The sequence below is a fragment of the uncultured Kushneria sp. genome, assembly GCF_947497025.1.
In the GTDB taxonomy this organism is placed as follows: Bacteria; Pseudomonadota; Gammaproteobacteria; order Pseudomonadales; family Halomonadaceae; genus Kushneria.
Genome location: NZ_CANMFC010000005.1, coordinates 258232 through 279701 on the forward strand (window position 1 = coordinate 258232; position 21470 = coordinate 279701).

A 21470-nucleotide genomic window follows, 5' to 3' on the forward strand; every position below is an offset into this window, starting at 1 on the left:
CTGCGGGCCGTTGTTCTATCGGCCCGGGCGTCGATAATGGCGCCAGAGACGCACCACATATAACCCGGCGACGGCCAGCAGTACGACCATGACAACCCACATGCTGCCCGACAGGGTCGTATACTGCAAAAGCCAGTGACTGCCGCCAACCAGACAGCATGCCCACAGGGCAGATCTCAGCGTGGTGTAGAGCAGGTAGGACGCCAGCGGCATGCGGTGAAAGCCTGCCGGTATCGACACCAGTGAGCGCATGCCCGGTATCAGGCGACCGAACAGCACCACCAGGGGGCCGTAACGCCCGAACCGTTGGCTCGAACGCTCGATATCCTTCGGAGCAAGCGCCAGCCAGTGCCCGTGGCGGGCCAGAAAGCGCATGCACTGGCGCTCATCGAGCCACCGCCCCAGCAAATAAAGCGGCAGGGTGCCCAGTACCAGCCCCAGGGTGGCGGCCACAATGGCTGGAATCAGCGTCACGTCCTCGGATGACATGATGTTGGCCAGAACGGGAAGCGTCGATTCGGCAGGCAGGGGCGGGAAGGCGTTGATGATCAGTGTCAGCAACGTAATGGCCGTATAGCCGTGCGTGTCCAGAAGCTGCTGAAGCCATGCCTGCATGTTGTTCAGGATCCATCGAGTCAGGGATTGGCGCCATTCAGCGCCAATAAAGTTCCATTATTATTGTTAAACGTTGCCATGTTCGCCAATTCCACGCCGGTACACTCCTCGCAGGCAGACCTGCATCCCGACCTCTCTCATCATGTCCAGCGTGCGCTCGATAATGACTGGCAGCGGCCCATTGCCGAGCATACCCGGACGGCCTTTGAGAAGGCGCAGCGGTTTTATCAGGCGCATGGCGGGCCGCTGATTCTGGATGCAGGCTGCGGCACGGGCCGCTCGACCCGTCAGCTGGCCCGATATTATCCACACGCCTGCGTTCTGGGCATCGATCGCAGCGCCGATCGCCTGTCGCGCGATTACTCTCGGGAACTGGGCGCCTTTCCCGACAACGCCCTGCTGGTGCGCGCCGATCTGGTCGATTTCTGGCGGCTGGCGCATCTGGCCGGCTGGCAGCCGGTCCGGCATTGCATCTTTTATCCCAACCCTTATCCCAAGGCATCACAGCTCAAAAGACGCTGGCATGCCCATCCCGTCTTTCCTGTTGTTCTGGCGCTGGGCGGGGTACTTGAGCTACGCAGTAACTGGCAGATCTATGTCGAAGAGTTTGCCTGCGCCGTAACACTAATCACGGGGCAAAAGCCTGGCGTCGAGAAACTGTCGCTGACGCCGGAGAGCGATTTCATCAGTGCCTTTGAACACAAGTACTTCGACAGCGGACATTCCCTGTGGCGGCTCCAGTGTGCGCTGGGGGTGCCAGCCCTGCCGGCGACCGTTCGTCCTGCCCACCCCATCTGAAAGGAGGATGTCATGCCCTGGCTCTACCTGATTCTGGCCATCTGTGCTGAAGTGATCGCCACCAACGCCCTCAAGGCCTCCGAGACCTTTAGCCGGCTCGGCCCCAGCCTGATCACGGTTGTGGGCTACGGGCTGGCGTTCTATCTGCTGTCGCTGGTCTTTAAAACCATGCCAGTGGGCGTGGCCTACGCCGTCTGGGCGGGGCTCGGCATGGTGCTGACGCTGCTGGTGGCCATGGCCCTCTTTGGTGAACGTCCCGACGTGCCCGCCATGCTGGGCGTGGCGCTGATCATTGCCGGTGTGGTCGTGCTGCAGTGCTTTTCGAAAATGAGCGCCCAGTAAGCCTGTAAAAAATCGTGGATCGCGGCGGCGCGCATTGCCACGGTACAGGCATGCCCATTACTCTGAGGCTTAAACAAGCTGCCCATGGAACAGGGAATCCTTCATGCCTGCAAGGTTTACTGCCGTAGGCGTTTATCGTCCGGCTGTCTTACGTCTTTTGTCCTGCCTGCTGTTTTCTCCCCTGATCCTGATGGCCGGGCTGACCCTGGCCATGCAGGCCCGTGCCGAGGGCTTCCCCGCGACAGGGGCGCTGGCGGAAAAGGGCTTTGTGGTGGGGGCTCAGGCGCGTCTTCTAGACAGCGGTGAGACGCTAGGCAGCATTGCGCCCGATCAGCAGATGACGCCGGCATCGGTATCGAAGCTTTACACGGCGGCGGCGGCGCTAAAGCAGTGGGGGCCGCAAAAGCGCTTTACGACCGAGCTTCGCAGCAGCGGCGCCATCGTGGATGGCGTGCTCAAGGGCGACCTGATGCTCGATGGCGGCGGCGACCCGGGCATGACCAGCGAGGACTACTGGCTGCTGGTACAGGGATTGGCAAGCCGCGGCATCCGTCGCATTGATGGTCGCGTGCTGGCCAGCCAGTGGCGCTTCGGGCCGGTGACCTGCGTGACCACGGATCGCTGTGATGCCCGCACACGGACCCGACATGCCTTCGATGCCCAGCTTACCTCCACGGCAGTCGATTTTGCCACCTGGTGCATGCGCGTCATGCCGGGAGATGCCGAAGGCGTACCGGCGAGAGTCACCAACTGCGCAGGGCCCACGCCCCTGACAAGGGTCGACAATCGTGTCACGACCGTGGCCCAGGGCAATACCGGCATCAGCGCCGAGCGAACGACCGTCAACGGCGAAGACATCATGGTGATCTCCGGGCAGATTCGGCTGGGCAGCGCGCCCAGCAATGTCTATCGCTCCAGTGCCGATCCGACCGAGCAAACACTCAAGACGCTTGAGTCGCTCATGAACGATGCCGGCATTGCGGTGACCGGGGGCTTTGCCGCCACCTCGACCCCCCCTGGCGATAACACGCAGGTGCTGTCCGCTGTCGAGGGCAAGCCGCTGCAGGAGCAGCTGCTGCGCATGCTCAATTACTCCAACAACTTCATGGCCGATGTACTGGCCCTGGATCTGGTGAACGGCACACCCACCCTGCAGAGTGCCGGGTCGACGCTGGATGCGTTTGCCAACGATATCCCCGGACATGGTCCGGTCAAACTGCGCTCCGGCAGCGGCCTGACGCCGGAAAGCCAGACCAGCGCCCGCGGCGTTACCGCGCTGCTTGATTACATGTACCACCAGCCGGCGCTCTTTCCGGTGTTTGTGGCCGGTATGCAGGCGCCCGTCAACGGGCCGATGAACTTCATTCGTCGTGGCAGCGAGCGCTTTCAGCAGAGCGTCATGATCAAGACCGGCACGCTCAATGAGCCGGTGCCGGTGCGCGCCGTGGCAGGTTATTTTCGTACGCAGTCAGGCCGCTGGGGCGCCTTTACGGTCATGGTCAATGGACGTGCTCCCACGCCCTATATCAACTGGACGACCACCCTGGAGGCGGTCGCCAGCGATATCGATGCCATGATTGCCCACCATTGAGGCCGGGTCCGACCTCAATGGTCGGGCATCGCCTGTTCCTCGAAGTTGTCGAGCAGATGGCGCAGTCCGTTTCGCAATGACTCTCCCGACATGACCCGGCCATGGCCGGTCATGGCCACTTCCGGTGTCAGCTCCGCCAGTGCCTGGACCGAGCGACGTGCCGCCTCCCAGTCCGGTGTGAAATAGCGCGGCGGGCCGCTGATCTCACGGTGTTGAGTGAACACCTGATAAAGCGACTCCTGCCTGACGGTGACGAAGGCGTCGCCGGCCAGCAGGGCGCGGTCCCGGTCGCGAAACAGCGAGACGTGTCCCGGCGCGTGACCTGGCGTATGCAGCCAGCGCCAGTCGCCAAGAAAGGGGACGCTGCCATCTTCCGGCAGGGGCCGGAGGCGCTCACCCAGATCAACCGGTTCACGGGGGAAAAAGCCGGCCAGTGAGGGGATGATGCCGCCGCCGGCATGGGTATCGGGCGGAGGGTAGTGCGCCTGCCCGGTGAGATAGGGCAGTTCGAGGGCATGCGCGTAGACCGGGACATCCCAGTGCTCGGCCAGCTCCACCACGGCGCCCACGTGATCAAAGTGGCCATGGGTGAGGATAATGGCGCGCGGGGGAACATCCTGACCAAACCGTTCGGCGGCTTCACGAATGATGTCGTCTTCACAGCGGGGCATGCCGGCATCAACGAGCACCCAGTCGCTTCCGGCTGAAGCCCCCACCAGATAGACATTCACGATCTGGACCGGATAACAGTATATCTCCGGCAGGGCTTCATATCCCTTGCCGCTGCTCACGGAGGTCAGCGGCAAATGTTTGTCGTGCAATGGATTGTCGGTCATGGTGACGTCGCTCCCTGATGGACTTTTCCACAGCCTGGCAGCTCAGGCGGCGGGAGCGCCATAACATTCGACAGGTTTTGAACAGTATCTTTTGATGCGCGGGCGTGTCCTGGTCGTGGCCCCCTGGTCCACTGCTTTGGTAGGATGCCTCCTTCCCCTTAAAGATGGCAGGTTGCCTGCAATGCCTGTGATCCATGGACAGGAAACCACTGCATGAAGCCCGCGCATACCGGTATCAAGCGGCTATTTTACTCCACTCGCTACTCCTGGAAAGGACTGACGGCGGCCTGGTGCAATGAGGCGGCCTTTCGCCAGGAATTGATCGTGACCGTATTGTTGCTGCCGGCTACCTTCTGGCTGGGACAGTCGCTGCTGGAGTGGCTTTTATTGATAGGCAGTGCTGTGCTGGTGATGGCAGTGGAGCTGCTTAATTCTGCCGTGGAGACCGTGGTGGATCGCATTGGCGTTGAGCATCACGAACTCTCCGGACGTGCCAAGGACCTTGGGTCGGCCGCCGTTTTTCTCAGTGTCCTGTTTGCCTTTCTGGTCTGGGGCAGCCTGCTGGTGGTGCGCCTGGTCTGATTGGCGACTTTTTTCTTCTTCCTTTCAGGTTTGTCTCTTCTAAACAAAAGGGCCCGAGGTATCTCGCCTCGGGCCCTTTTTTGTCAATGCTACTGCCCGAAGAGCATCTGTCATGCAGTCAGATCATGCCCCTATGTTTATTTGTTGATTGCAAGCTCGCCCTCAAAGGCTTTGGATAGACCGGGTATTCCGGTGTGGCATGGGTGCCATATCGCCACGACGATGGCACGGCAATATCCCCGGAATACCCGAGTCATGCAGGACACATAACGATAAATTACGGGTAAACCGCTATGACACACTCCATTCGACCATGGGTCTTCTGGCCCGTGTTTCTGGTGTTACTGGCCGCCGTCATCACAAGCTTTATCAACATGGATGGCTTTGTCAGCGTTGCCGGTTCACTCAACGATTTCGTCCTCGGCCATTTTTCATGGCTTTTCAGCCTGGGCAGCTTCTATCTGCTGGTGCTGGGCGCCATCATCTATGTCTCGCCGCTGGGGCGCATTCGCATTGGTGGGGCGCGCGCCACGCCACTGCTCTCAAGGCTTCGCTGGTTTTCGATTACCCTTTGCACCACGCTGGCCGTCGGCATCCTTTTCTGGACCACCTCCGAGCCGCTGTATCATTTTCACGGGCCCGCACCGGGACTCGGCATTGAACCTGCCTCATCCGATGCCGCACGCTTTGCCATCTCCAGCATGTTCCTGCACTGGACGTTTACCCCGTATGCCATTTATGCCGTGCCCGCCCTGATCTTTGCGCTGGTGTGCCCGCCCTGATCTTTGCGCTGGTGTTTTATAACCGCCGCCAGCGTTTTTCGATCGCCAGCTTTTTTGAGCCGCTCTTTGGCCGCGCGCGCGTGCGCCGGGTCGGCGGGCTGATCGATGCCGTGGCACTTTATGCGCTGGTGGCCGGTATGGCGTCATCGCTGGGTACCGGCACGCTGACCATCACCGGTGGGCTCAACGGCTATATCGGGGGGGAGACCAACCCCTGGAAACTGGGCATCGTGACGGCCCTGATTGTGACCACCTTTGTGATTTCGGCCGCGACCGGCCTCCAGCGCGGCATTGCAAGGCTGTCATCGCTCAATGCCTGGCTTTTGCTGGTAGTGGGCGTTTTTACATTGGTTACGGGACCCACGCTCTACATGCTGGGGCTCGGGGTAGAGTCGATCGGAACCTATCTGGATAATTTTGTCTCGAAAAGCCTTTACACCGGTACGGCGGCCGAAGACAGCTGGGCGCAGTCCTGGAGCATCTTCTACTGGGCGGTGTGGTTTGCCTGGGCGCCGGTCACCTCGCTGTTTCTGGGCCGCATTTCGCGCGGCTATACGGTGCGCGAGTTTCTCAATATCAATCTGATCTTTCCGTCGCTGTGTGCCATGGCCTGGATCATTATCTTCTCGACCAGTGCATTGCACCTGGACATGGCGGAGAACTCGAAGCTTTACGCCATTCTCAATGACAGTGGCATCGAGCAGGTGCTTTACAGTTTCTTTGGCGAGCTGCCGCTTTCGGGCATCACCGTGCCACTTTTGCTCTTTATTGCCTTCATCTCCTATGTCACGGCGGCCGACTCCAATACCGATGCCATCGGCAATCTGTGTACCCGCGGACTGACAGCCGATTCCGACATGGGCAGCTCCCTGCCCATGAAGGTGGTCTGGGGCATGGTCATCGGTACCGTCTCCTGGGTCATGACCAGCTTTGTCGGCATCGAGGGCGTGAAAATGCTCTCCAACCTTGGCGGTCTGCCGGCCATGCTGATGATTCTGCTGGCCAGCGTCTCGATCTGGCGCTGGATTGGCGACCCGCCACGAATCAATGAGCCGCCCCTGTTTGAACGGGTGGCCGATCAGTTCTCGGAAAGTCTCGGCGCCGAGAGTACGGCCTCCGCTGCGGCGATAGACAACTCGACGTCCACGACCGACAGGGTAGTGAAATAATGCAGATCAGGGATGACTTTCCCCATCGCGTACGCGACATCGACAACGCCTGGATCACGCTTGCCGATGGCACCCGCCTGGCGGCGCGTCTCTGGCTGCCGGAGGATGCCGAGCAGCATCCGGTGCCGGCGATTCTGGAATATCTGCCGTACCGAAAGCGTGATGGCACGGCAGTGCGAGATGAGCTGACGCATCCGTATCTTGCCGGGCATGGCTACGCCTGTGTCCGGGTCGATATGCGCGGTAACGGCGAATCCGACGGGCTGATGCAGGATGAGTATGCCCCACAGGAGCAGGCCGACGGACTTGAGGTCATCGACTGGATTGCCGCCCAGCCCTGGTGCAATGGCAGGCTTGGCATGATGGGCATTTCATGGGGGGGCTTTAACAGTCTGCAGCTGGCCGCGCTGCGACCGGAGCCGCTCAAGGCGATCATCACACTGTGCTCCACGGATGATCGTTACGCCGATGATATCCACTACAAGGGCGGCAACATGCTGCTTGAAAATCTCGGCTGGGCGGCGACCATGCTGAGTTTTTCGGCGGCCGTGCCGGACCCGCAGCTGGTCGGAGAGCGCTGGCGCGAGATGTGGCTCAATCGGCTTGAAAACATGCCATTGCTGGCGGAAACATGGCTTTCTCACCAGCATCGTGACGCGTACTGGCAGCATGGTTCGGTGTGTGAACGCTACGGTGATATCACGGCGGCGGTCTATGCCATCAGCGGCTGGGGCGATGCCTACATGAACGCGATCCCGCGCATGATGGAACATCTCACCTGTCCCAAAAAGGCACTGGTGGGCCCCTGGATTCACAAGTATCCGCACTTTGCGATTCCTGATCCGGCCATCGGTTTTCTGCAGGAGGCGCTGCGCTGGTGGGATTACTGGTTGAAGGAGATCGACACCGGCATCATGGAGGAACCCGAATGCACCTTTTATCTACAGGACGGTTTGCCGCCGGCACCGAAGTATGACGTGCGCCCGGGGCAGTGGGTGCATACCCATGGCTGGCCGGCCTCGGGAGACGAGGTCGAGACGACCACGCTGATTCTGGGCGACCACGGTCTGGTCGCGTACGGCGAGCTGAGTGAGTCGCGCCGAATTACCTCGCCGCTGACGGCCGGGTCGCTGCAGGGAGAGTACATCGGGCTCTGGTATGGCGCTGACTTCCCGCCTGATCAGCGTCGCGATGACGGGCTGGCGCTGATCTTTGACTCGACGCCATGGCAGGATGGTGTCGAGATTCTGGGTCAGCCAACCATTGAGGTGTCACTGGCCAGTGACACCGACTGCGGTCAGCTCAATGTACGGTTGTGTGACGTTTCGCCCGACGGCGAAAGCGCGCTGATCACCTATGGCACGCTCAATCTCAATCTGCGTCATGATCCCGGCATGATCGAGCCGCCCGTACCGGGTCAACCCATGCCGATCCGTCTGCCGATGGATCTGATCGGTTATCGCCTGCCGCCGGGTCATCGCCTGCGTGTGGCGCTCTCCAGTGCCAGCTTTCCGCTGGTCTGGTCACCGAAAAGACGCTCGGATCTGACCCTGCTGGCCGGGACGCCGCGACTGGCGCTGCCCGTCTCCAGGGCCCCACATGTCGACATGCCGTTCGAACCGCCCGAGGCGGCCACGCCCTGCCGGCTGGAAACCCTGCGCGCGGGTGCGCCCAGACGCACCATCAGCGAGGATGTGGGCAGCGGTGAGGTCAGCGTGATCGTGGAGGATGACATGGGCGACGTGCGCTTTCTCGATCACGGCCTCAGGGTCGATCAGCGCGCGCGAGAGGTCTATACCAGCCATCCGGCGGATGCCACGAAAACCCGCGCCGATATCGCGTGGACCTACAAGGCGAGTCGCGATGAGGGGGACGGGCAGTTCTCGGTGACAGTGGAAAGCCGTTATCAGCTTCGCTGTGATGAAGAGAATTTCTATCTGAGTGCTTCGCAGGTGGCGCGTGAAGGCGAGCAGGTCGTCAGTGATCGCCACTGGTCGCATACGCTGCCGCGAACGGCAATCTGACCCGGCTCCTGCCCACCGGGACGAGCATGCTATGCTGGTCGGCTCCCGGTGTCGCGAGCGTTATTTCATGTCTTCACGTCATGCGTTGCCGCCTCTGAACTGTCTGCGCGCCTTTGAGGCGGCGGCGCGTCTGGCCAGCATTACCCGCGCAAGTCACGAGCTGGCTCTGACCCAGAGCGCCGTCAGCCGTCAGATTCAGCGGCTGGAGAGCGATCTGGGCAAACCTCTTTTTGAGCGGCAGCTGACAGGGCTTGTCCTGACCGATGTCGGCGAGCGCTATTATCGGGTCGTTCAGCGCACCCTGCGCGAGCTGGGCGAGGCCAGCGCCGACATTCGCCGCCGCCCGGCGGAGCATAGTCTGACCATCGCCTCGTCACCCACCATTGCCTCTTTCTGGCTGTCTCGGCAGTTGAGCGACTTTCAGGTGCGCTGCCCGGACATCAGCATTCGCTTGCTGATCATCGAGGATCCCAATCGGCTGGAACCGGGCGAATGTGATCTGGGTATTTATTATCATCTACAGGGTGAGGTCGATCCGGTGGGGATGACGGCAGAGACGATTTTTGATCAGGAGCAGGTTGCCGTGCTGTGCTCACCGACCTATCTGGTCCGTGAAGGCAAACCGGAAAGTGTCATCGAACTGCTTGAGCGTCATGTGCTGATGGTGGTCGAGGATCATTACCATGATTGGCTGACCTGGCAGTGCTGGTGCGAGACACTGGGGGAGGCGTGGCGCACGCCATCACGTACCCTGTCCGCCAACAGCTACCAGCTTTTGATGAATGCCACGCTTGCCGGTCAGGGCGTAACGCTTGGCTGGACGCGCCTTCTGGAATACGAGCTGCAACAGGGGCTTCTGGTGGAGGCACTGGATACCCGCATCGAAAGCCGCGGGCGACTGTCACTGTTAACGCCCGGGCAGTCTCGGAGTACGCGCGCGGCCCTGCTGTTCAGGCAGTGGCTGATGTCACAAAGCGCCGATACGCTTTCGCCCTTTGAACGCTGACCGCGTCGAGCCGATCGACGCGGCCTGAACCAGAGAGCAGCTACCAGCTCCTGTAGGGCAGGAACTTGCCATTCATGGTGATTTTGACGCGATCGCCCTTTGGGTCTTTCTCGCGCTCGACGTCCATCGAAAAGTCGATGGCGCTCATGATGCCGTCGCCGAACTTCTCCTGAATAACGTCCTTGAGTGTCGGTCCATAGACACCGACCACTTCATAAAGACGGTAAATCAGCGGGTCCTGGGGGATAGCACCATCCCAGGTTTTGGTCGGATAGGCCTTCAGGGCGTCGACGAGTGCCTGATCTTCAAGGCCCAGGGCGCTTGCGAGTTTTTGAGCGATATCAGGCGGGGCACTGTTCATGCCGTAGCATACGGAGGCCACCCAGACCGGAGACCGGCCCACGGCCTCGCCCAGATCGTCCCAGCTCATCTTCTGACGTGCTCGGGCGGCCATCAGGGTGTGGTGCATCTCGATCTTGTCCATGTCATGACACTCTTGTTGGTGATTGGAAGGTTACATTACAGCGATAACATCGTGGACCGACACGAGCCAGTGATGGCTCAGCGCCGGTGACTGGCGTCCGGATCGACCAGTGATGCCAGAGCCGGCATGACCTGCAATTCGATGGCCGGGTCAATCATGTTTTCTGGCGGTAGTGACAGCAGCGGTGCCCAGGCACGTTCGAAGTCGATATCCGCATTCAGCCGGGCCTCACCCAGGCGGGCGACGTAGACTTCCAGCATATCAAGCCGGCCGTGGTTATCCGGTGCAGCAAAGCGACCCAGCCAGGCGCTGTCCACTGCCTGTAAGCTGTCGGCCAATTGCAAGGTTTGAAGCGCTGCTACGGCCTGGGACAGGGCATTATTCTCGGCGTCCGCGGTCACGGTCATCATGGGCAGACTATAGCAGGTCTGTTGCGTTTGACGCACCAGCAGCACTTCATCGCGGGCGCTGAGCAGGGCGAGCGCCACACGTCGCTGCGGTGCGCGTCGCTCGGTGGTGTCGAAAGCGTCAGCGTCTGTCATGTTACTCAAACCTTTGACGCAGGGCCGGCAGTACCTCGTCGTGGAGCAGAGGGGCCAGCGTCAGTGTCTCGTCATCGAGCGCCATCCAGCGTATCTCCTCGATTTCACCGCAGGCCTGTGGCGTGCTTTTCATCTCTTCGATGATAAAAATATCAGCGTCGATATGAGTGTCGGGCTCGTTGGCGGCCCGGGTGCGAAAGCGCCCCAGCATGGCCAGTTCATCTGCCTTCGGCGAGGTGCCCAGCTCTTCCTGACACTCTCTGGCCAGCGTGGCCAGAGGCGTCTCGCCATGCTCGGGTTTGCCGCCCGGCAGCATGAAGTGTCGGGTTCCGTGTTTTCTGACAACCAGCAGCCGTTGATCCTGATCGAGCAGGCAGCCGGCAACAACATGAATGATGGACATCGCGGTGACTCCGAATAGATCTGTATGGATAGCAGGACCAGGCTCTGATGTTGTGATCAGGACTTAGTGTGGATGCACAGAGGGTTCCCGGGCAAAGCGGGCGATAAAGCGCGCCATGGAGGGCCCGATGAGCACCACGGTAAACAGTCGCAGCGCCTGCAGGGCAGCGACGATCGCCACATCGGCGTGGGTGTCGAGTGCAATGATGGTCATCGAGTCCAGCCCCCCGGGGCTGGTCGCCAGATACAGCGTCAGAAAGTCGCTGTGCATCATGGGGACCAGCATCAGCGCAGAAAGGGCGCAGAAACCGATCAGCATCATCGAGGCCATCAGCATCCATTTGAAGGCATGCATGACGCTGCGCACGGTCTGGCGATCAAAGCGCAGCCCCACGTAGATACCGATGCAGGCATAGGCGGCTTCCAGCAGCGGCAGAGGCAGCTGGATCTCGATAAATCCGGAGACCTGCACCACGGTGCCCAGCAACATCGGGCCCAGCAGCGCACCGGCCGGCAGCAGGCGGTCACAGATGAAGATGCCCACGGCTATCAGCGCGATCGAGACCGACAGCGACAACAGACCGTGAAGATCCCATGTCATGCCATGAGAGGTCGTGTGGTCGGTCTCCGCAACGCCCAGAAAATGGCTGACCAGGGCACCGGCCATGATCACGCAGATCACGCGTACATACTGCATGGTGGCGACAATGCGCGGATCGGCGTTGGCCTGCTCTGACATGGCGACCATCGCTGCGGCTGCCCCGGGCGTGGTGCCCCAGGCGGCCGTGGTGCCGGGCAGCCCGCCATAGCGCACCAGCAAAATGCCGACCACGGTACTCAGTACCAGCGTGACCACGGTGGCCAGCATCATGGCCGGCCAGCTCTCGGCGATGGTGGACAGTACGGTCAGCGTCATGGCCTGGGCAATCAGCAGCCCGATGACCCCCTGGCCTGACTTGAACAGGACCCGCGGTAGTTTCAGGCCGCCGATCATGACGCCGAAGATGACGGATACCGCCATGGGGCCAATCAGTGCACCGGCCGGCATGTGCACCAGCTGAAGTAAAAGGCTTGCCAAAGCACAGGCGCTCAACAGCAGTATCCAGCGAAGAAGAGAAGAGGTAGGCAGGCGATCGGCAAGCAAGGTGGTCAGGCTCCGGCAGCGGGCAAAAGACGAGATGAAGAGGGGATAATACGGTATCAGGCCACGCTGTCACTGCCGCGCGGCCTGTAAAGGGCTGCGGCGTTGTCATGCAGGGCCAGCATGGCGTTGGTATCACCCAGCGTGTTGTGCAAAAGCTCGATATCGCCCTCCCTGAAGGGGCGAGGCGCACGCGTGCCCGGCAGGTCAGTACCAAACATCAGGGCGTGCGGGTTGATATCGGCAATGGCGGCAAGCGTTGCCGGCACATCCAGCGAGACGCGCCCGAAGCTTGTGGCCTTGACGTGTGCGCCTGCCTCAACCAGCGCCAGAAGGGTCGGCAATCCTTCCCGAGAAAGCCCCAGATGATCGATGACCACGGACGGTAGTGTCCGCAAAAGCGTCAGGTGTGGCGCGAGATCACGGGCATCGGCGTAGATTTCGCAGTGCCAGCCGACCAGATCGAAGACGCGCTGTGCCTGTCGGGCCATGGCGTCAATGTCTGGGGCCATGCCGCGCTTGAGATTGAACCGGATGGCCCGTACACCGGCTTCATCCAGCTCGAGCAATCGGGCATCACTGATCTCGTCGGGCAGCTGTGTTACCCCCACGAAATCCCCGCCCAGCGCTTCAAGAGCCGCCAGCAGATAATCCTGATCCGTGCCCTGAAAGGAGCCCGAGACAACGGCCCCGCCGCGGATATCAAGCCCACGGGTCGCCTTTTGATAATCCTCGATGGTGAAGGGCGCCGGACGATAACCCTGATTGTCGATCAGGAGAAAGCGAGGATCGATGATGTGCAGGTGGGCATCGAAGCAGCCGTGCGGCTCACGATGATCGTGTCGGTAGTATCCGGTGAAGGGAATAACCTCAGCCATGGCAACTCCTTGAGCATCCAGCGATCACGAGACAGCGCATGTCGTGTCTCGAGCAGACACGACAAGCATGCGGGGTGATGGCTCGGACTGCAATCTTCGTTATGCTGACAGGTAACGGATCAAATAGAGGCCCTTCCATGTCCCTGCAAGCCGCCCTGACAGGCCTGCCTGAAGTACTGCAGTCCCAGGCCCGTCGTACTCTTGAGACGTTTGATGAGGCCCTGCTGGCACGTCTGGGCGAAGAGCGCCTGCGCGAACTGGTCACGACCATCACGGCCAGCGATTTTGTGGCCCGGGCCCTCTCACACGATGGCGTCATGCTCGATCGCCTGCTGTCACACGAAGAACTTGTCGCAGCCCCTGGCCGGGAAACCTTGGAAAGCTGGCTCGACAGTGCCCTTGACGGTGCGGCCACCGAGGCAGATCTGCAGCGGATACTGCGACGGTTTCGACGGGAACGCATGGTGGCGATCATCTGGCGTGACCGTAACGATTACGCCGATGCCTGGGGCATCGCAGCGGCCGTGTCGCGTCTGGCCGAGGTCTGCATGGAGGCGGCGCTGCGCTGGCACGAAAGGGCGCTTGCCGCACGCTATGGCGAGCCTTCACCGGACAGCGACGGCCGGCCTCAGCGCATGGTGGTGCTGGGCATGGGCAAGCTGGGCGCCGGCGAGCTCAATCTCTCCTCCGATATCGATCTGATCTTTGCCTATCCCGAAAAGGGCCAGACCCGGGGTGGCGAGCGCACCCTGGAACACCAGGAGTATTTCACCCGGCTGGGCCAGAAGGTCATCGCCTCACTCGATGCCATTACGGCCGACGGCTTTGTCTTTCGCGTTGACATGCGACTGCGGCCGCTGGGCGAGGGCGGACCGCTGACCGGCAGCTTCGCCAGCCTTCTGTCCTACTATCAGAGCCAGGGACGTGAGTGGGAGCGCTACGCCATGCTCAAGGCGCGTCCGGTGGCCGGCGATCTCGAGGCCGGCCAGCGTCTTTTGAGCGAACTCAGACCCTTTGTCTATCGCAAATACATTGATTTCGGGGCAATCGAATCGCTGCGCGAGATGAAGGCGCTGATCAATCGCGAGGTGAGACGGCGCGGGCGCGAGGACGATATCAAGCTGGGGGCCGGCGGTATTCGCGAGGTGGAGTTTGTCGTTCAGGCCTTTCAGCTGATTCGCGGTGGGCGCGTGACCGAGCTGCAGACGCCCTCGCTCAAGCGGGCGCTGACCGAGCTTGAGCGCCTTGAAATCATGTCACGCCATGATGTGCGCGCCCTGCAGGCCGACTATGTCTTTCTGCGCGATCTTGAACACGCCCTGCAGGGGCTGGAGGATCGCCAGACCCAGTCGCTGCCCGATGAGGATCTTCCTCGCGCCCGGATCGCCTTTGCCATGGGCCATGCGCACTGGGAAGGGCTGGTCGCGGACCTTGATGAGGTGCGCCGTCGGGTGCGCGAGCGATTCGATGAGGTGATCGCCCCGCCCGAAGAGGAGGATCACGAGCTGATCGAGGCCGGCGCGCTGGAAGAGTGGCGGGCGCTCTGGCAGGAGGCCTTTGATGATGAGGCCGCGATTGCCCTTCTATCCGAGTCCGGCTTTCGCGACCCTCCCCGGGCCCGGGAACGGCTTCTCAAGCTGCGCCATGGACGCGCCGTGACCAGCATGCAGCGTATTGGTTTTGAGCGCCTTGAGGCCTTGATGCCGGTGCTGCTGTCCAGCGTTGCCGGCACCGAAACGCCGGATATCACGCTGGAGCGGGTACTGGCGCTGGTGGAGTCGGTACTGCGCCGCACGGCCTATCTGTCGCTTTTGAAGGAAAATCCCGACGCGCTGGCGCAGTTTGTTCGCCTGTGTAGTGCCAGTGCCTGGATCGGGGAACAGCTGGCACGCTATCCGGTACTGCTCGATGAGCTGCTGGATCCGCGCAATCTCTATACGCCCCCCGAGCGCAGCGAGCTCGAGGACGAGCTGCGCCAGACCCTGTCACGACTACCGCCCAATGACGAAGAGAGCCAGCTCGAGGCACTGCGTCTGTTTCGTCATGCCCGCGTGCTCAATGTGGCGGCGGCCGATGTGGCCGGTGCGCGCCCGCTGATGGTAGTCAGCGATCATCTGACCATGATTGCCGAGGTGGTGCTGGAGGCTATCGTGCATCTGGCCTGGCAGGGGCTGACAGCGCGCTATGGCTATCCTCGCCGGCGCGACGGCAGTTATGCCGGTGCCGACGACGTCGATTTTCTGGTGGTGGGCTATGGCAAGCTCGGGGGTATCGAGCTGGGTTATGGCTCCGATCTGGATCTGGTCTTTTTGCATGACGCCGACCCGCGCGGCAGTACCAATGGTTCGCGCAGTCTCGACAATCCGGTCTTCTACGCCCGAATGGGTCAGCGCATCATCCACATGCTGACCACCACAACGCCGGCCGGCGTGCTCTATGATGTGGACATGCGCCTGCGCCCGTCGGGCAATTCGGGGCTTCTGGTGTCATCGCTGGAAGCCTTTGCCGACTATCAGCGCCGTGAGGCCTGGGTCTGGGAGCATCAGGCGCTGGTACGCGCCCGTGGCGTTGCCGGCAGCCCGGTGCTGGCTCGCCGTTTTGAGGAGATTCGCCGCGAGACGCTTTCCAGCGAGCCCGATATGGACACGCTCAAGCGGGAAGTGGTCGCCATGCGGGAGAAGATGCGTCAGCACCTGGGCAGCAGCCAGCAGTCCCGCAGTGCCGGCTGGTTTCATCTCAAGCAGGACCCGGGCGGCATGGTCGACATCGAGTTCATGAACCAGTTTGCGGTGCTGGCCATGGCGCATAAAGAGAAGGCCCTGCTGACCTATACCGACAACATGCGCATTCTGGAGACACTGGAGTCGTCCGGCCATCTGCCGTTTGAAGGCGCCGAAGAGCTGCGCAAGGCCTGGCTTGCCTACCGTGATGCCAGCCACCGTGGGGCATTGACGCGTGCCGGAGCGCTGGTGCCGGAGGCTGGGTTCGTCGAGCACCGCCAGGCCGTACAGGCCCTTTGGCAGCGCTATCTCGAATCCGATGGGGAAACCTTCAATAGTGCTCAGGCGTCCATTGACCCATAAGACCGCCCTGTTGGGCGGCCCGGTGCGATGGCCTGATTCTGGCTCAGTGGTTCTGGCCGGTACGTGGGTCGCGACCGATGGGGTGGGCTTCTCCGCGTGCCTTTGCCAGTTCGATCTGGCGCTGACGCTCGCGGGCGCCTGCACGCGTCTTCTCGGGAAGGCTGTCCCAGCAGTGTGGGCAGCTGATGCCCGGTTCGTAATACTCTGACTGCTGGTCTTTTGCTGAGATAGGCCGCCGGCAGGCATGACACTGGTCAAACTCGCCTTCTTTGAGGTCATGGCGCACGGTCACCCGGTTATCAAAGACGAAGCAGTCGCCACGCCAGCGCGATTCCTGCTCGGGGACCGTCTCCAGATACTTCAGAATGCCGCCCTTGAGGTGATAGACCTCCTCGAACCCCTGCGCCAGCATGTAGCTGGACGCCTTTTCACAGCGAATCCCGCCGGTGCAGAACATGGCGACCTTCTTGTGTTTGGCGGGGTCGTAATGGGACTTCACGTAGTCGGGGAACTCGCGAAACGAGCGGGTTTTCGGATCCACGGCACCTTCAAACGTGCCAATTTCGACCTCGTAGTCGTTACGCGTATCGATCAGCAGCACTTCCGGGTCGCTGATCAGTTCATTCCACTGCTCGGGCTCGACATAGGTGCCCACGCGCCGATTGGGGTCAACGCCGTCCACGCCCAGCGTCACGATCTCGCGCTTGAGCTTGACCTTGGTGCGGTAAAACGGCTGCTCCTGCGCCCGGGATTCCTTGTGCTCGAGATCCGTCAGCCTCGGGTCGCTTTTGAGCCAGACCAGCAACGCATCGATGTTGTCTCGTGTGCCGGACACGGTGCCATTGATGCCTTCCTCGGCCAGCAGCAGCGTCCCCTTGACGTCATTGGTGCGCATGGCTTCGAGCAGCGGCTCGCGAAGCGCCTCATAATCGGGCAGGGAGACGAACTTGTAGAGGGCAGCCACCACAATGGGGCCCTCGTCGGGTAGATCAGAGGGTGTCATGCAATTCTCCAGGCAGTCGCCCTCGCAAGGGGCGGACCAGGGGGCGTTACAGTCCCGAATGGACTGCGGCGCGTATTTTACGCATCCGACCGGCCGGTTGCACCTCCCGCCCCTGGTGGCAGGTATCATTGGTGGGAAAGTCGCGCCCCGGTCACATCGCGCAGCACTCCGGCAGCACTGATATCATCAGGACACCGGGTCATGCAATGACCTGACAACAACGCAACACCTGTGCGCTTATGGCGCAGGTCAACGTACAGTGGAAGGACTCATGTCTCGAACAGTCTACGTCAATGGCCGGTACGTACCGGAAAGCGAAGCCAGCGTTTCCGTCTTTGATCGCGGCTTTCTGTTTGCCGACGGCATTTATGAGGTGACGGCCGTGCTCAAGGGCAGGCTGGTGGATTTCGAGGGGCACGCCGCGCGTCTGCACCGCTCGCTCAATGAGCTGAACATGCATCTTTCGCTCAACGACAACGCCCTGCGTGACATTCATCGTCAACTCATCGATAAAAACGATCTGCAGGAAGGGCTGGTCTATCTGCAGGTCACCCGTGGCGTTGCCGATCGGGACTTTGCCTACCCCGACGCACAGACGCCGGCCACGCTGGTGGCCTTTACCCAGCAAAAGCCGATCATCGACAGCCCGTTGGCCGAACGGGGGCTCAAGGTCATCTCCCTGCCCGACATGCGCTGGGGTCGTCGCGATATCAAGACGGTTCAGTTGCTGTATCCGTCCATGGCCAAGATGGAGGCCAAAAAGCGCGGGGCCGATGATGCCTGGCTGGTGGAGTCGGGGCTGGTGACCGAGGGTTCTTCCAGCAATGCCTGGATCGTTGATCATGACAACACGCTGATCACTCGAGAGCTGTCTCGCTCGCTTTTGCATGGCATCACCCGTCGTACCGTCATGCAGCTGGCCAGGGAGCATGACATGAAGGTCGAGGAGCGCGGGTTTACCATTAAGGAGGCGCAAAACGCCCGTGAGGCCTTCATGACCTCGGCCACATCGCTGGTGTATCCGGTCGTGTCGATCGATCAGCGCCCGGTGAGCGAGGGGCAGCCGGGAAATATCGCCAGAGCCCTGCGTCGTCTTTATATCGAGGCAAGCCTTCAGTCACTGGATGCCGGGCAGGAGCAGGCATAGCCTGAAATGTTTGCGCCGCGATTCAGTTACGCGCTGCCCGGTCGATACAGGACGCCATGAAGTATCGGGTAATGGAATTGAGCGCGCCGGGAAGTCAAAAGTCGCAGGCGCTGCTCTTGAGAAGCATCGACGTGCCGAATCGATACACGCATTGGAAGCAGGAACAGGAAAGGCGGCGGCTGGCGGCGTTGAAAGGGCTCGGAGTACCTGGAACGCCACGTGAGGAGCGTTTTGACGTCATTACCCGGCTTCTGGCACGTGATTTTGACGTACCGATCTCAATGATCTCGCTGGTGGATGACAAACGGGTCTGGTTCAAGTCGGCAGTCGGTCTGGAAGGCATTGAGGAGATTTCCCGAGAGATTACCTTCTGCAGTCACGCGATCGAGGCAGGCCATATTCTGGTGGTCGAGGATGCCCTGATTGATCAACGCTTTTGTGATAACCCGCTGGTCACCGGTGAAATGGCGCTGCGGTTTTATGCCGGCGCGGTGATTCGGTCATCATGGCGAGAGCCGCTGGGCGCGGTATGTATTATCGATCACAGGCCGCGCCCGATGAGCTATCGTGACCGACGGTTGCTGATCGATTTTGCCGCATACGTGGCACGTGAAATGGAAGGATCCGGCGATGAGACGATGGCATCCTCTCTGGCAGGCATCTCCCAATGACAATGCCCCGACCATGGTCGGGGCATTTTACTGATATCAGAGTGTGGGCGACCAGACATGGGGCAAAAAGCGATAGCCCTGCGTGTCTTCCACAATGTGGCCAATACCGGGGAAATCCAGATGGTGGCCGGCCACCATGAGTTTTTCCCTCGCCACGCGCGCAAGGATGTCCTTGCGTGTCGCTACGGCCCGTTCCCCGTCGACATCGAATAAAACGCCGGCATTGGGTTCTGGGAGCTGAATCTGCGGCAGGTGTACGATATCGCCCCACAGCAGCAGCCTTTCTTCGCCGGATTCGATCAGGTAGCCGCTATGTCCCGGCGTATGGCCCGGCAGGGCAATGCGGGTGACGCCGTCCATGACCTGATCACTGTCGATACGCTCGATCCGGTCACGATTGATCTCGAGTACGCGGTGGGCCGCGTCAAACTGCTGGGCAAACATGTCGGAGGCATCAGCTGGCGCTGGTTGCTGCCAGAAATCCAGCTCCTCGCCCGGTACCAGAATGCGCGCGTTGGCAAAGGCCGGCTGATCGCCCGAGGTGATCAGGCCACCGATATGGTCCGGGTGCAGATGCGTGATCAAAACGGCATCGATGGCGTCAGGCAGCACGCCAATGTCGGCCAGCCCCTGTGTCATGCGGGCCCCCTCGTCACCGGCCAGTGCGCCGAATCCGGTATCCACCAGTACGCGCTGATCACCGATGTGCAGCAGATAGGCGTTGAGCGTGATGCGTGGCGGAGTGGGGCGCAGGCTTTGTGCCTGAAGCGTTTCGGCGCGCGAGGCATCAACGTGCTGGATCAGCTCCAGTGATCCCTGCATATAGGCATCCATCAGCGTGGTGACGACAATCTCGCCGACGCGCAGATGGTGGACATTGGCAGGCTGCTGATTGGGAAACAGGCTATCGTTCACGGGACCTCCAGTCATGAATATCGATGGGGCCAGCATAGCGTGTCGCAGTGAGATCGCCAGCCCCGGGCGTGTCAACGTCCGGTCAGGCCGGACGGAAATTCGCCCATAAAAAAAGCGCCTGTCGGTGAAGACAGGCGCCTTGAATATCTGGTCGGAATAGCAGGATTCGAACCTACGACCTCTGCCTCCCGAAGGCAGCGCTCTACCAAGCTGAGCTATATTCCGAGTGTCATGAGCTCGTCATGACGGTGCGCATTATACTGCGTGTTTCAGGTAATGCAAGCCCTCTCAGGCGTGACGGTCCACGGCCTGGCGGACCAGCAGTTCAAGGCTCTCGCGATACGGCGATGGCGGCAGCAGCGTGAGCTGCTCGAGTGCGCGATCCACCATCTCATGGGCGCGCTGACGAGTGTACTCCAGTGCGCCGGTGTCCCGCACGATGGCCAGCACTTCATCGAGATAGGAAAGCCCGCCTTCACTGATGGCGCGACGGACCACGTTGGCCTGTGCCGGGCTGCCCACGACCATGGCGCGAATCAGGGGCAGGGTCGGTTTGCCCTCGGCGAGATCGTCGCCCACGTTTTTGCCCATTTCGCTGGCATTGCCCTGATAGTCCAGCAGATCGTCAATGAGCTGAAAGGCCAGTCCCAGATAGCGACCATAGAGCTTGAGGGCCTCGATCTGGGCTTCGGTGCCACCGGCCACCATGGCGCCGGTATGGGAGGCCGCCTCGAACAGCATCGCGGTCTTGCCCTGAATGGTGTCGAAGTAGGCGGCTTCGTCAATGTCGGCATTGCCGATATTGGTCAGCTGCAGCACTTCGCCTTCAGCGATGATGGAGGTGGCGTTGGAGAGAACGGCCATGATCGGCATCGAGCCGACCTCGACCATCATTTCGAACGAGCGCGAATAGAGAAAATCGCCGACCAGCACCGAAGGTGCATTGCCCCAGGTATCGTTGGCCGTGGCGCGACCGCGGCGCAGATGGGACTCATCCACGACGTCATCATGCAAAAGCGTCGAGGTATGCATGAATTCGATCAGAGCCGCCAGCGTGATGTGCTGTTGACCTTCATATCCCAGTGCTCTGGCCGATAGAAGGGCCAGCAATGGGCGAACGCGTTTACCACCGCTTTCGATAATATAGTTGCCGATCGTTTCGATAAGGGGGACATGGGAGGCAAGCTGCGCGCGAATGGTGCGGTCAACAGCTGCAAAGTCTTCCATGACGGGTTCATGGGTCCTGGAGACGCTGGGTGAAACGACTTGGCTGTTCACAGTGAACCTCGGGCTTCTATTCCCTGCAGGCATGGGCCCGGGCCGGCAGGACAACAGGGGGCTTGGGTTTGCCGGGCAGTCTTCTCGAAGGCCCTTTGGGCGTCGAAGCGGCATGGATGCCCGGTATGCTAGGTAACCCCTTCATGGGCGTCAAGATGCATCATGCCGGGCCTTGAGTTGC

At 61.0% G+C, this 21470-nt stretch carries 21 protein-coding genes and 1 tRNA gene; 11 read left to right on the forward strand and 11 right to left on the reverse strand.

Going from position 1 to position 21470, the window contains the following annotated elements; translation table 11 throughout:
* Positions 1-15 precede the first annotated feature (15 nt).
* A complete protein-coding gene (locus tag Q0931_RS11480; RefSeq protein ID WP_299260404.1) occupies positions 16-615 on the reverse strand; it encodes a DedA family protein in 600 nt (199 codons plus the stop codon).
* 78 nt (positions 616-693) lie between these two features.
* On the opposite strand from Q0931_RS11480, the gene Q0931_RS11485 reads away from it, so the two are divergent.
* The 3 genes from Q0931_RS11485 to dacB all read left to right on the forward strand — a co-directional run bounded on the left by Q0931_RS11485 (position 694) and on the right by dacB (position 3346).
* A complete protein-coding gene (locus Q0931_RS11485; RefSeq protein ID WP_299260406.1) occupies positions 694-1413 on the forward strand; it encodes a methyltransferase domain-containing protein in 720 nt (239 codons plus the stop codon).
* Between the two features lie 12 nt (positions 1414-1425).
* Positions 1426-1755 carry a multidrug efflux SMR transporter gene (locus Q0931_RS11490; RefSeq protein ID WP_299260408.1) on the forward strand — a complete coding sequence of 110 codons (330 nt, stop codon included), beginning with the start codon at positions 1426-1428 and terminating at the stop codon, positions 1753-1755.
* Positions 1756-1858: 103 nt separating this feature from the next.
* On the forward strand, positions 1859-3346 hold the full coding sequence (dacB, locus tag Q0931_RS11495) for a D-alanyl-D-alanine carboxypeptidase/D-alanyl-D-alanine-endopeptidase (RefSeq protein ID WP_299260410.1): 1488 nt from the start codon (positions 1859-1861) through the stop codon (positions 3344-3346).
* A 14-nt stretch (positions 3347-3360) separates the two neighbouring features.
* On the opposite strand, the gene Q0931_RS11500 is transcribed toward dacB, so the two are convergent.
* The gene (locus tag Q0931_RS11500; RefSeq protein WP_299260412.1) at positions 3361-4182 is read right to left on the reverse strand and encodes an MBL fold metallo-hydrolase; all 822 of its coding nucleotides are present in this window, start codon (positions 4180-4182) and stop codon (positions 3361-3363) included.
* 213 nt (positions 4183-4395) lie between these two features.
* Between Q0931_RS11500 and Q0931_RS11505 the strand changes: the two genes are divergently transcribed.
* The 5 genes from Q0931_RS11505 to Q0931_RS11525 all read left to right on the forward strand — a co-directional run bounded on the left by Q0931_RS11505 (position 4396) and on the right by Q0931_RS11525 (position 9745).
* Complete coding sequence (locus Q0931_RS11505; RefSeq protein ID WP_299260414.1) at positions 4396-4764, forward strand: diacylglycerol kinase; 369 nt, start codon at positions 4396-4398, stop codon at positions 4762-4764.
* A 293-nt stretch (positions 4765-5057) separates the two neighbouring features.
* Positions 5058-5546, forward strand: a complete 489-nt coding sequence (locus Q0931_RS11510; protein WP_299260416.1) for a BCCT family transporter — start codon at positions 5058-5060, stop codon at positions 5544-5546.
* Positions 5534-6715: a BCCT family transporter gene (locus Q0931_RS11515; protein ID WP_299260418.1), complete on the forward strand. Its 1182-nt coding sequence runs from the start codon at positions 5534-5536 to the stop codon at positions 6713-6715. Before Q0931_RS11510 ends, Q0931_RS11515 begins: the two co-directional genes overlap by 13 nt.
* Positions 6715-8739 carry a CocE/NonD family hydrolase gene (locus Q0931_RS11520; RefSeq protein ID WP_299260420.1) on the forward strand — a complete coding sequence of 675 codons (2025 nt, stop codon included), beginning with the start codon at positions 6715-6717 and terminating at the stop codon, positions 8737-8739. The genes Q0931_RS11515 and Q0931_RS11520 overlap by 1 nt, the downstream gene beginning before the upstream one ends.
* Before the next feature lie 67 nt (positions 8740-8806).
* Entirely contained in the window at positions 8807-9745 is a 939-nt protein-coding gene (locus Q0931_RS11525) for a LysR substrate-binding domain-containing protein (protein WP_299260422.1), read from the forward strand.
* A gap of 40 nt (positions 9746-9785) precedes the next feature.
* On the opposite strand, the gene cynS is transcribed toward Q0931_RS11525, so the two are convergent.
* From cynS to Q0931_RS11550, 5 genes are all read right to left on the reverse strand, one after another.
* On the reverse strand, positions 9786-10229 hold the full coding sequence (cynS, locus tag Q0931_RS11530) for a cyanase (RefSeq protein ID WP_299260424.1): 444 nt from the start codon (positions 10227-10229) through the stop codon (positions 9786-9788).
* 77 nt (positions 10230-10306) lie between these two features.
* Positions 10307-10771, reverse strand: a complete 465-nt coding sequence (locus Q0931_RS11535) for a hypothetical protein (RefSeq protein ID WP_299260426.1) — start codon at positions 10769-10771, stop codon at positions 10307-10309.
* A gap of 1 nt (position 10772) precedes the next feature.
* Positions 10773-11174 carry an NUDIX domain-containing protein gene (locus Q0931_RS11540; RefSeq protein ID WP_299260428.1) on the reverse strand — a complete coding sequence of 134 codons (402 nt, stop codon included), beginning with the start codon at positions 11172-11174 and terminating at the stop codon, positions 10773-10775.
* 63 nt (positions 11175-11237) lie between these two features.
* Positions 11238-12317 carry an AbrB family transcriptional regulator gene (locus Q0931_RS11545; protein WP_299260431.1) on the reverse strand — a complete coding sequence of 360 codons (1080 nt, stop codon included), beginning with the start codon at positions 12315-12317 and terminating at the stop codon, positions 11238-11240.
* Between the two features lie 56 nt (positions 12318-12373).
* The gene (locus Q0931_RS11550; protein WP_299260433.1) at positions 12374-13192 is read right to left on the reverse strand and encodes an amidohydrolase family protein; all 819 of its coding nucleotides are present in this window, start codon (positions 13190-13192) and stop codon (positions 12374-12376) included.
* 137 nt (positions 13193-13329) lie between these two features.
* On the opposite strand from Q0931_RS11550, the gene glnE reads away from it, so the two are divergent.
* On the forward strand, positions 13330-16275 hold the full coding sequence (gene glnE, locus Q0931_RS11555; protein WP_299260435.1) for a bifunctional [glutamate--ammonia ligase]-adenylyl-L-tyrosine phosphorylase/[glutamate--ammonia-ligase] adenylyltransferase: 2946 nt from the start codon (positions 13330-13332) through the stop codon (positions 16273-16275).
* Positions 16276-16318: 43 nt separating this feature from the next.
* Here the strand turns inward: glnE and Q0931_RS11560 are convergent, their stop codons facing one another.
* Entirely contained in the window at positions 16319-17278 is a 960-nt protein-coding gene (locus tag Q0931_RS11560; protein WP_299260437.1) for a rhodanese-related sulfurtransferase, read from the reverse strand.
* Between the two features lie 271 nt (positions 17279-17549).
* Here Q0931_RS11560 and Q0931_RS11565 point away from each other — a divergent pair, with 271 nt between their 5' ends.
* Together Q0931_RS11565 and Q0931_RS11570 are read left to right on the forward strand one after the other, a co-directional pair.
* Positions 17550-18425, forward strand: a complete 876-nt coding sequence (locus Q0931_RS11565; protein WP_299260439.1) for a D-amino-acid transaminase — start codon at positions 17550-17552, stop codon at positions 18423-18425.
* A 131-nt stretch (positions 18426-18556) separates the two neighbouring features.
* On the forward strand, positions 18557-19096 hold the full coding sequence (locus tag Q0931_RS11570) for a GAF domain-containing protein (protein ID WP_299260441.1): 540 nt from the start codon (positions 18557-18559) through the stop codon (positions 19094-19096).
* Between the two features lie 36 nt (positions 19097-19132).
* Here Q0931_RS11570 and Q0931_RS11575 read toward each other — a convergent pair whose 3' ends face one another.
* From Q0931_RS11575 to Q0931_RS11585, 3 genes are all read right to left on the reverse strand, one after another.
* Positions 19133-20011, reverse strand: coding sequence for an MBL fold metallo-hydrolase (locus tag Q0931_RS11575; protein ID WP_299260443.1), 879 nt, complete (start codon positions 20009-20011; stop codon positions 19133-19135).
* A 148-nt stretch (positions 20012-20159) separates the two neighbouring features.
* Positions 20160-20236 (reverse strand) — tRNA-Pro (locus Q0931_RS11580).
* Between the two features lie 63 nt (positions 20237-20299).
* Positions 20300-21238: a polyprenyl synthetase family protein gene (locus tag Q0931_RS11585; RefSeq protein WP_299260445.1), complete on the reverse strand. Its 939-nt coding sequence runs from the start codon at positions 21236-21238 to the stop codon at positions 20300-20302.
* Positions 21239-21470: the final 232 nt, after the last annotated feature.

Excerpts from the sequence above, each read along its gene's own strand:
- dacB (WP_299260410.1), top strand. The coding sequence starts at position 1,859 with ATGCCTGCAAGGTTTACTGCCGTAGGCGTTTATCGTCCGGCTGTCTTA.
- Q0931_RS11490 (WP_299260408.1), top strand. The coding sequence starts at position 1,426 with ATGCCCTGGCTCTACCTGATTCTGGCCATCTGTGCTGAAGTGATCGCC.
- Q0931_RS11485 (WP_299260406.1), top strand. The coding sequence starts at position 694 with ATGTTCGCCAATTCCACGCCGGTACACTCCTCGCAGGCAGACCTGCAT.
- Q0931_RS11505 (WP_299260414.1), top strand. The coding sequence starts at position 4,396 with ATGAAGCCCGCGCATACCGGTATCAAGCGGCTATTTTACTCCACTCGC.
- Q0931_RS11565 (WP_299260439.1), top strand. The coding sequence starts at position 17,550 with ATGTCTCGAACAGTCTACGTCAATGGCCGGTACGTACCGGAAAGCGAA.
- glnE (WP_299260435.1), top strand. The coding sequence starts at position 13,330 with ATGTCCCTGCAAGCCGCCCTGACAGGCCTGCCTGAAGTACTGCAGTCC.
- Q0931_RS11520 (WP_299260420.1), top strand. The coding sequence starts at position 6,715 with ATGCAGATCAGGGATGACTTTCCCCATCGCGTACGCGACATCGACAAC.
- Q0931_RS11560 (WP_299260437.1), bottom strand. The coding sequence starts at position 17,278 with ATGACACCCTCTGATCTACCCGACGAGGGCCCCATTGTGGTGGCTGCC.
- Q0931_RS11585 (WP_299260445.1), bottom strand. The coding sequence starts at position 21,238 with ATGGAAGACTTTGCAGCTGTTGACCGCACCATTCGCGCGCAGCTTGCC.
- Q0931_RS11510 (WP_299260416.1), top strand. The coding sequence starts at position 5,058 with ATGACACACTCCATTCGACCATGGGTCTTCTGGCCCGTGTTTCTGGTG.
- cynS (WP_299260424.1), bottom strand. The coding sequence starts at position 10,229 with ATGGACAAGATCGAGATGCACCACACCCTGATGGCCGCCCGAGCACGT.
- Q0931_RS11525 (WP_299260422.1), top strand. The coding sequence starts at position 8,807 with ATGTCTTCACGTCATGCGTTGCCGCCTCTGAACTGTCTGCGCGCCTTT.
- Q0931_RS11550 (WP_299260433.1), bottom strand. The coding sequence starts at position 13,192 with ATGGCTGAGGTTATTCCCTTCACCGGATACTACCGACACGATCATCGT.
- Q0931_RS11500 (WP_299260412.1), bottom strand. The coding sequence starts at position 4,182 with ATGACCGACAATCCATTGCACGACAAACATTTGCCGCTGACCTCCGTG.
- Q0931_RS11535 (WP_299260426.1), bottom strand. The coding sequence starts at position 10,771 with ATGACAGACGCTGACGCTTTCGACACCACCGAGCGACGCGCACCGCAG.
- Q0931_RS11480 (WP_299260404.1), bottom strand. The coding sequence starts at position 615 with ATGCAGGCATGGCTTCAGCAGCTTCTGGACACGCACGGCTATACGGCC.
- Q0931_RS11540 (WP_299260428.1), bottom strand. The coding sequence starts at position 11,174 with ATGTCCATCATTCATGTTGTTGCCGGCTGCCTGCTCGATCAGGATCAA.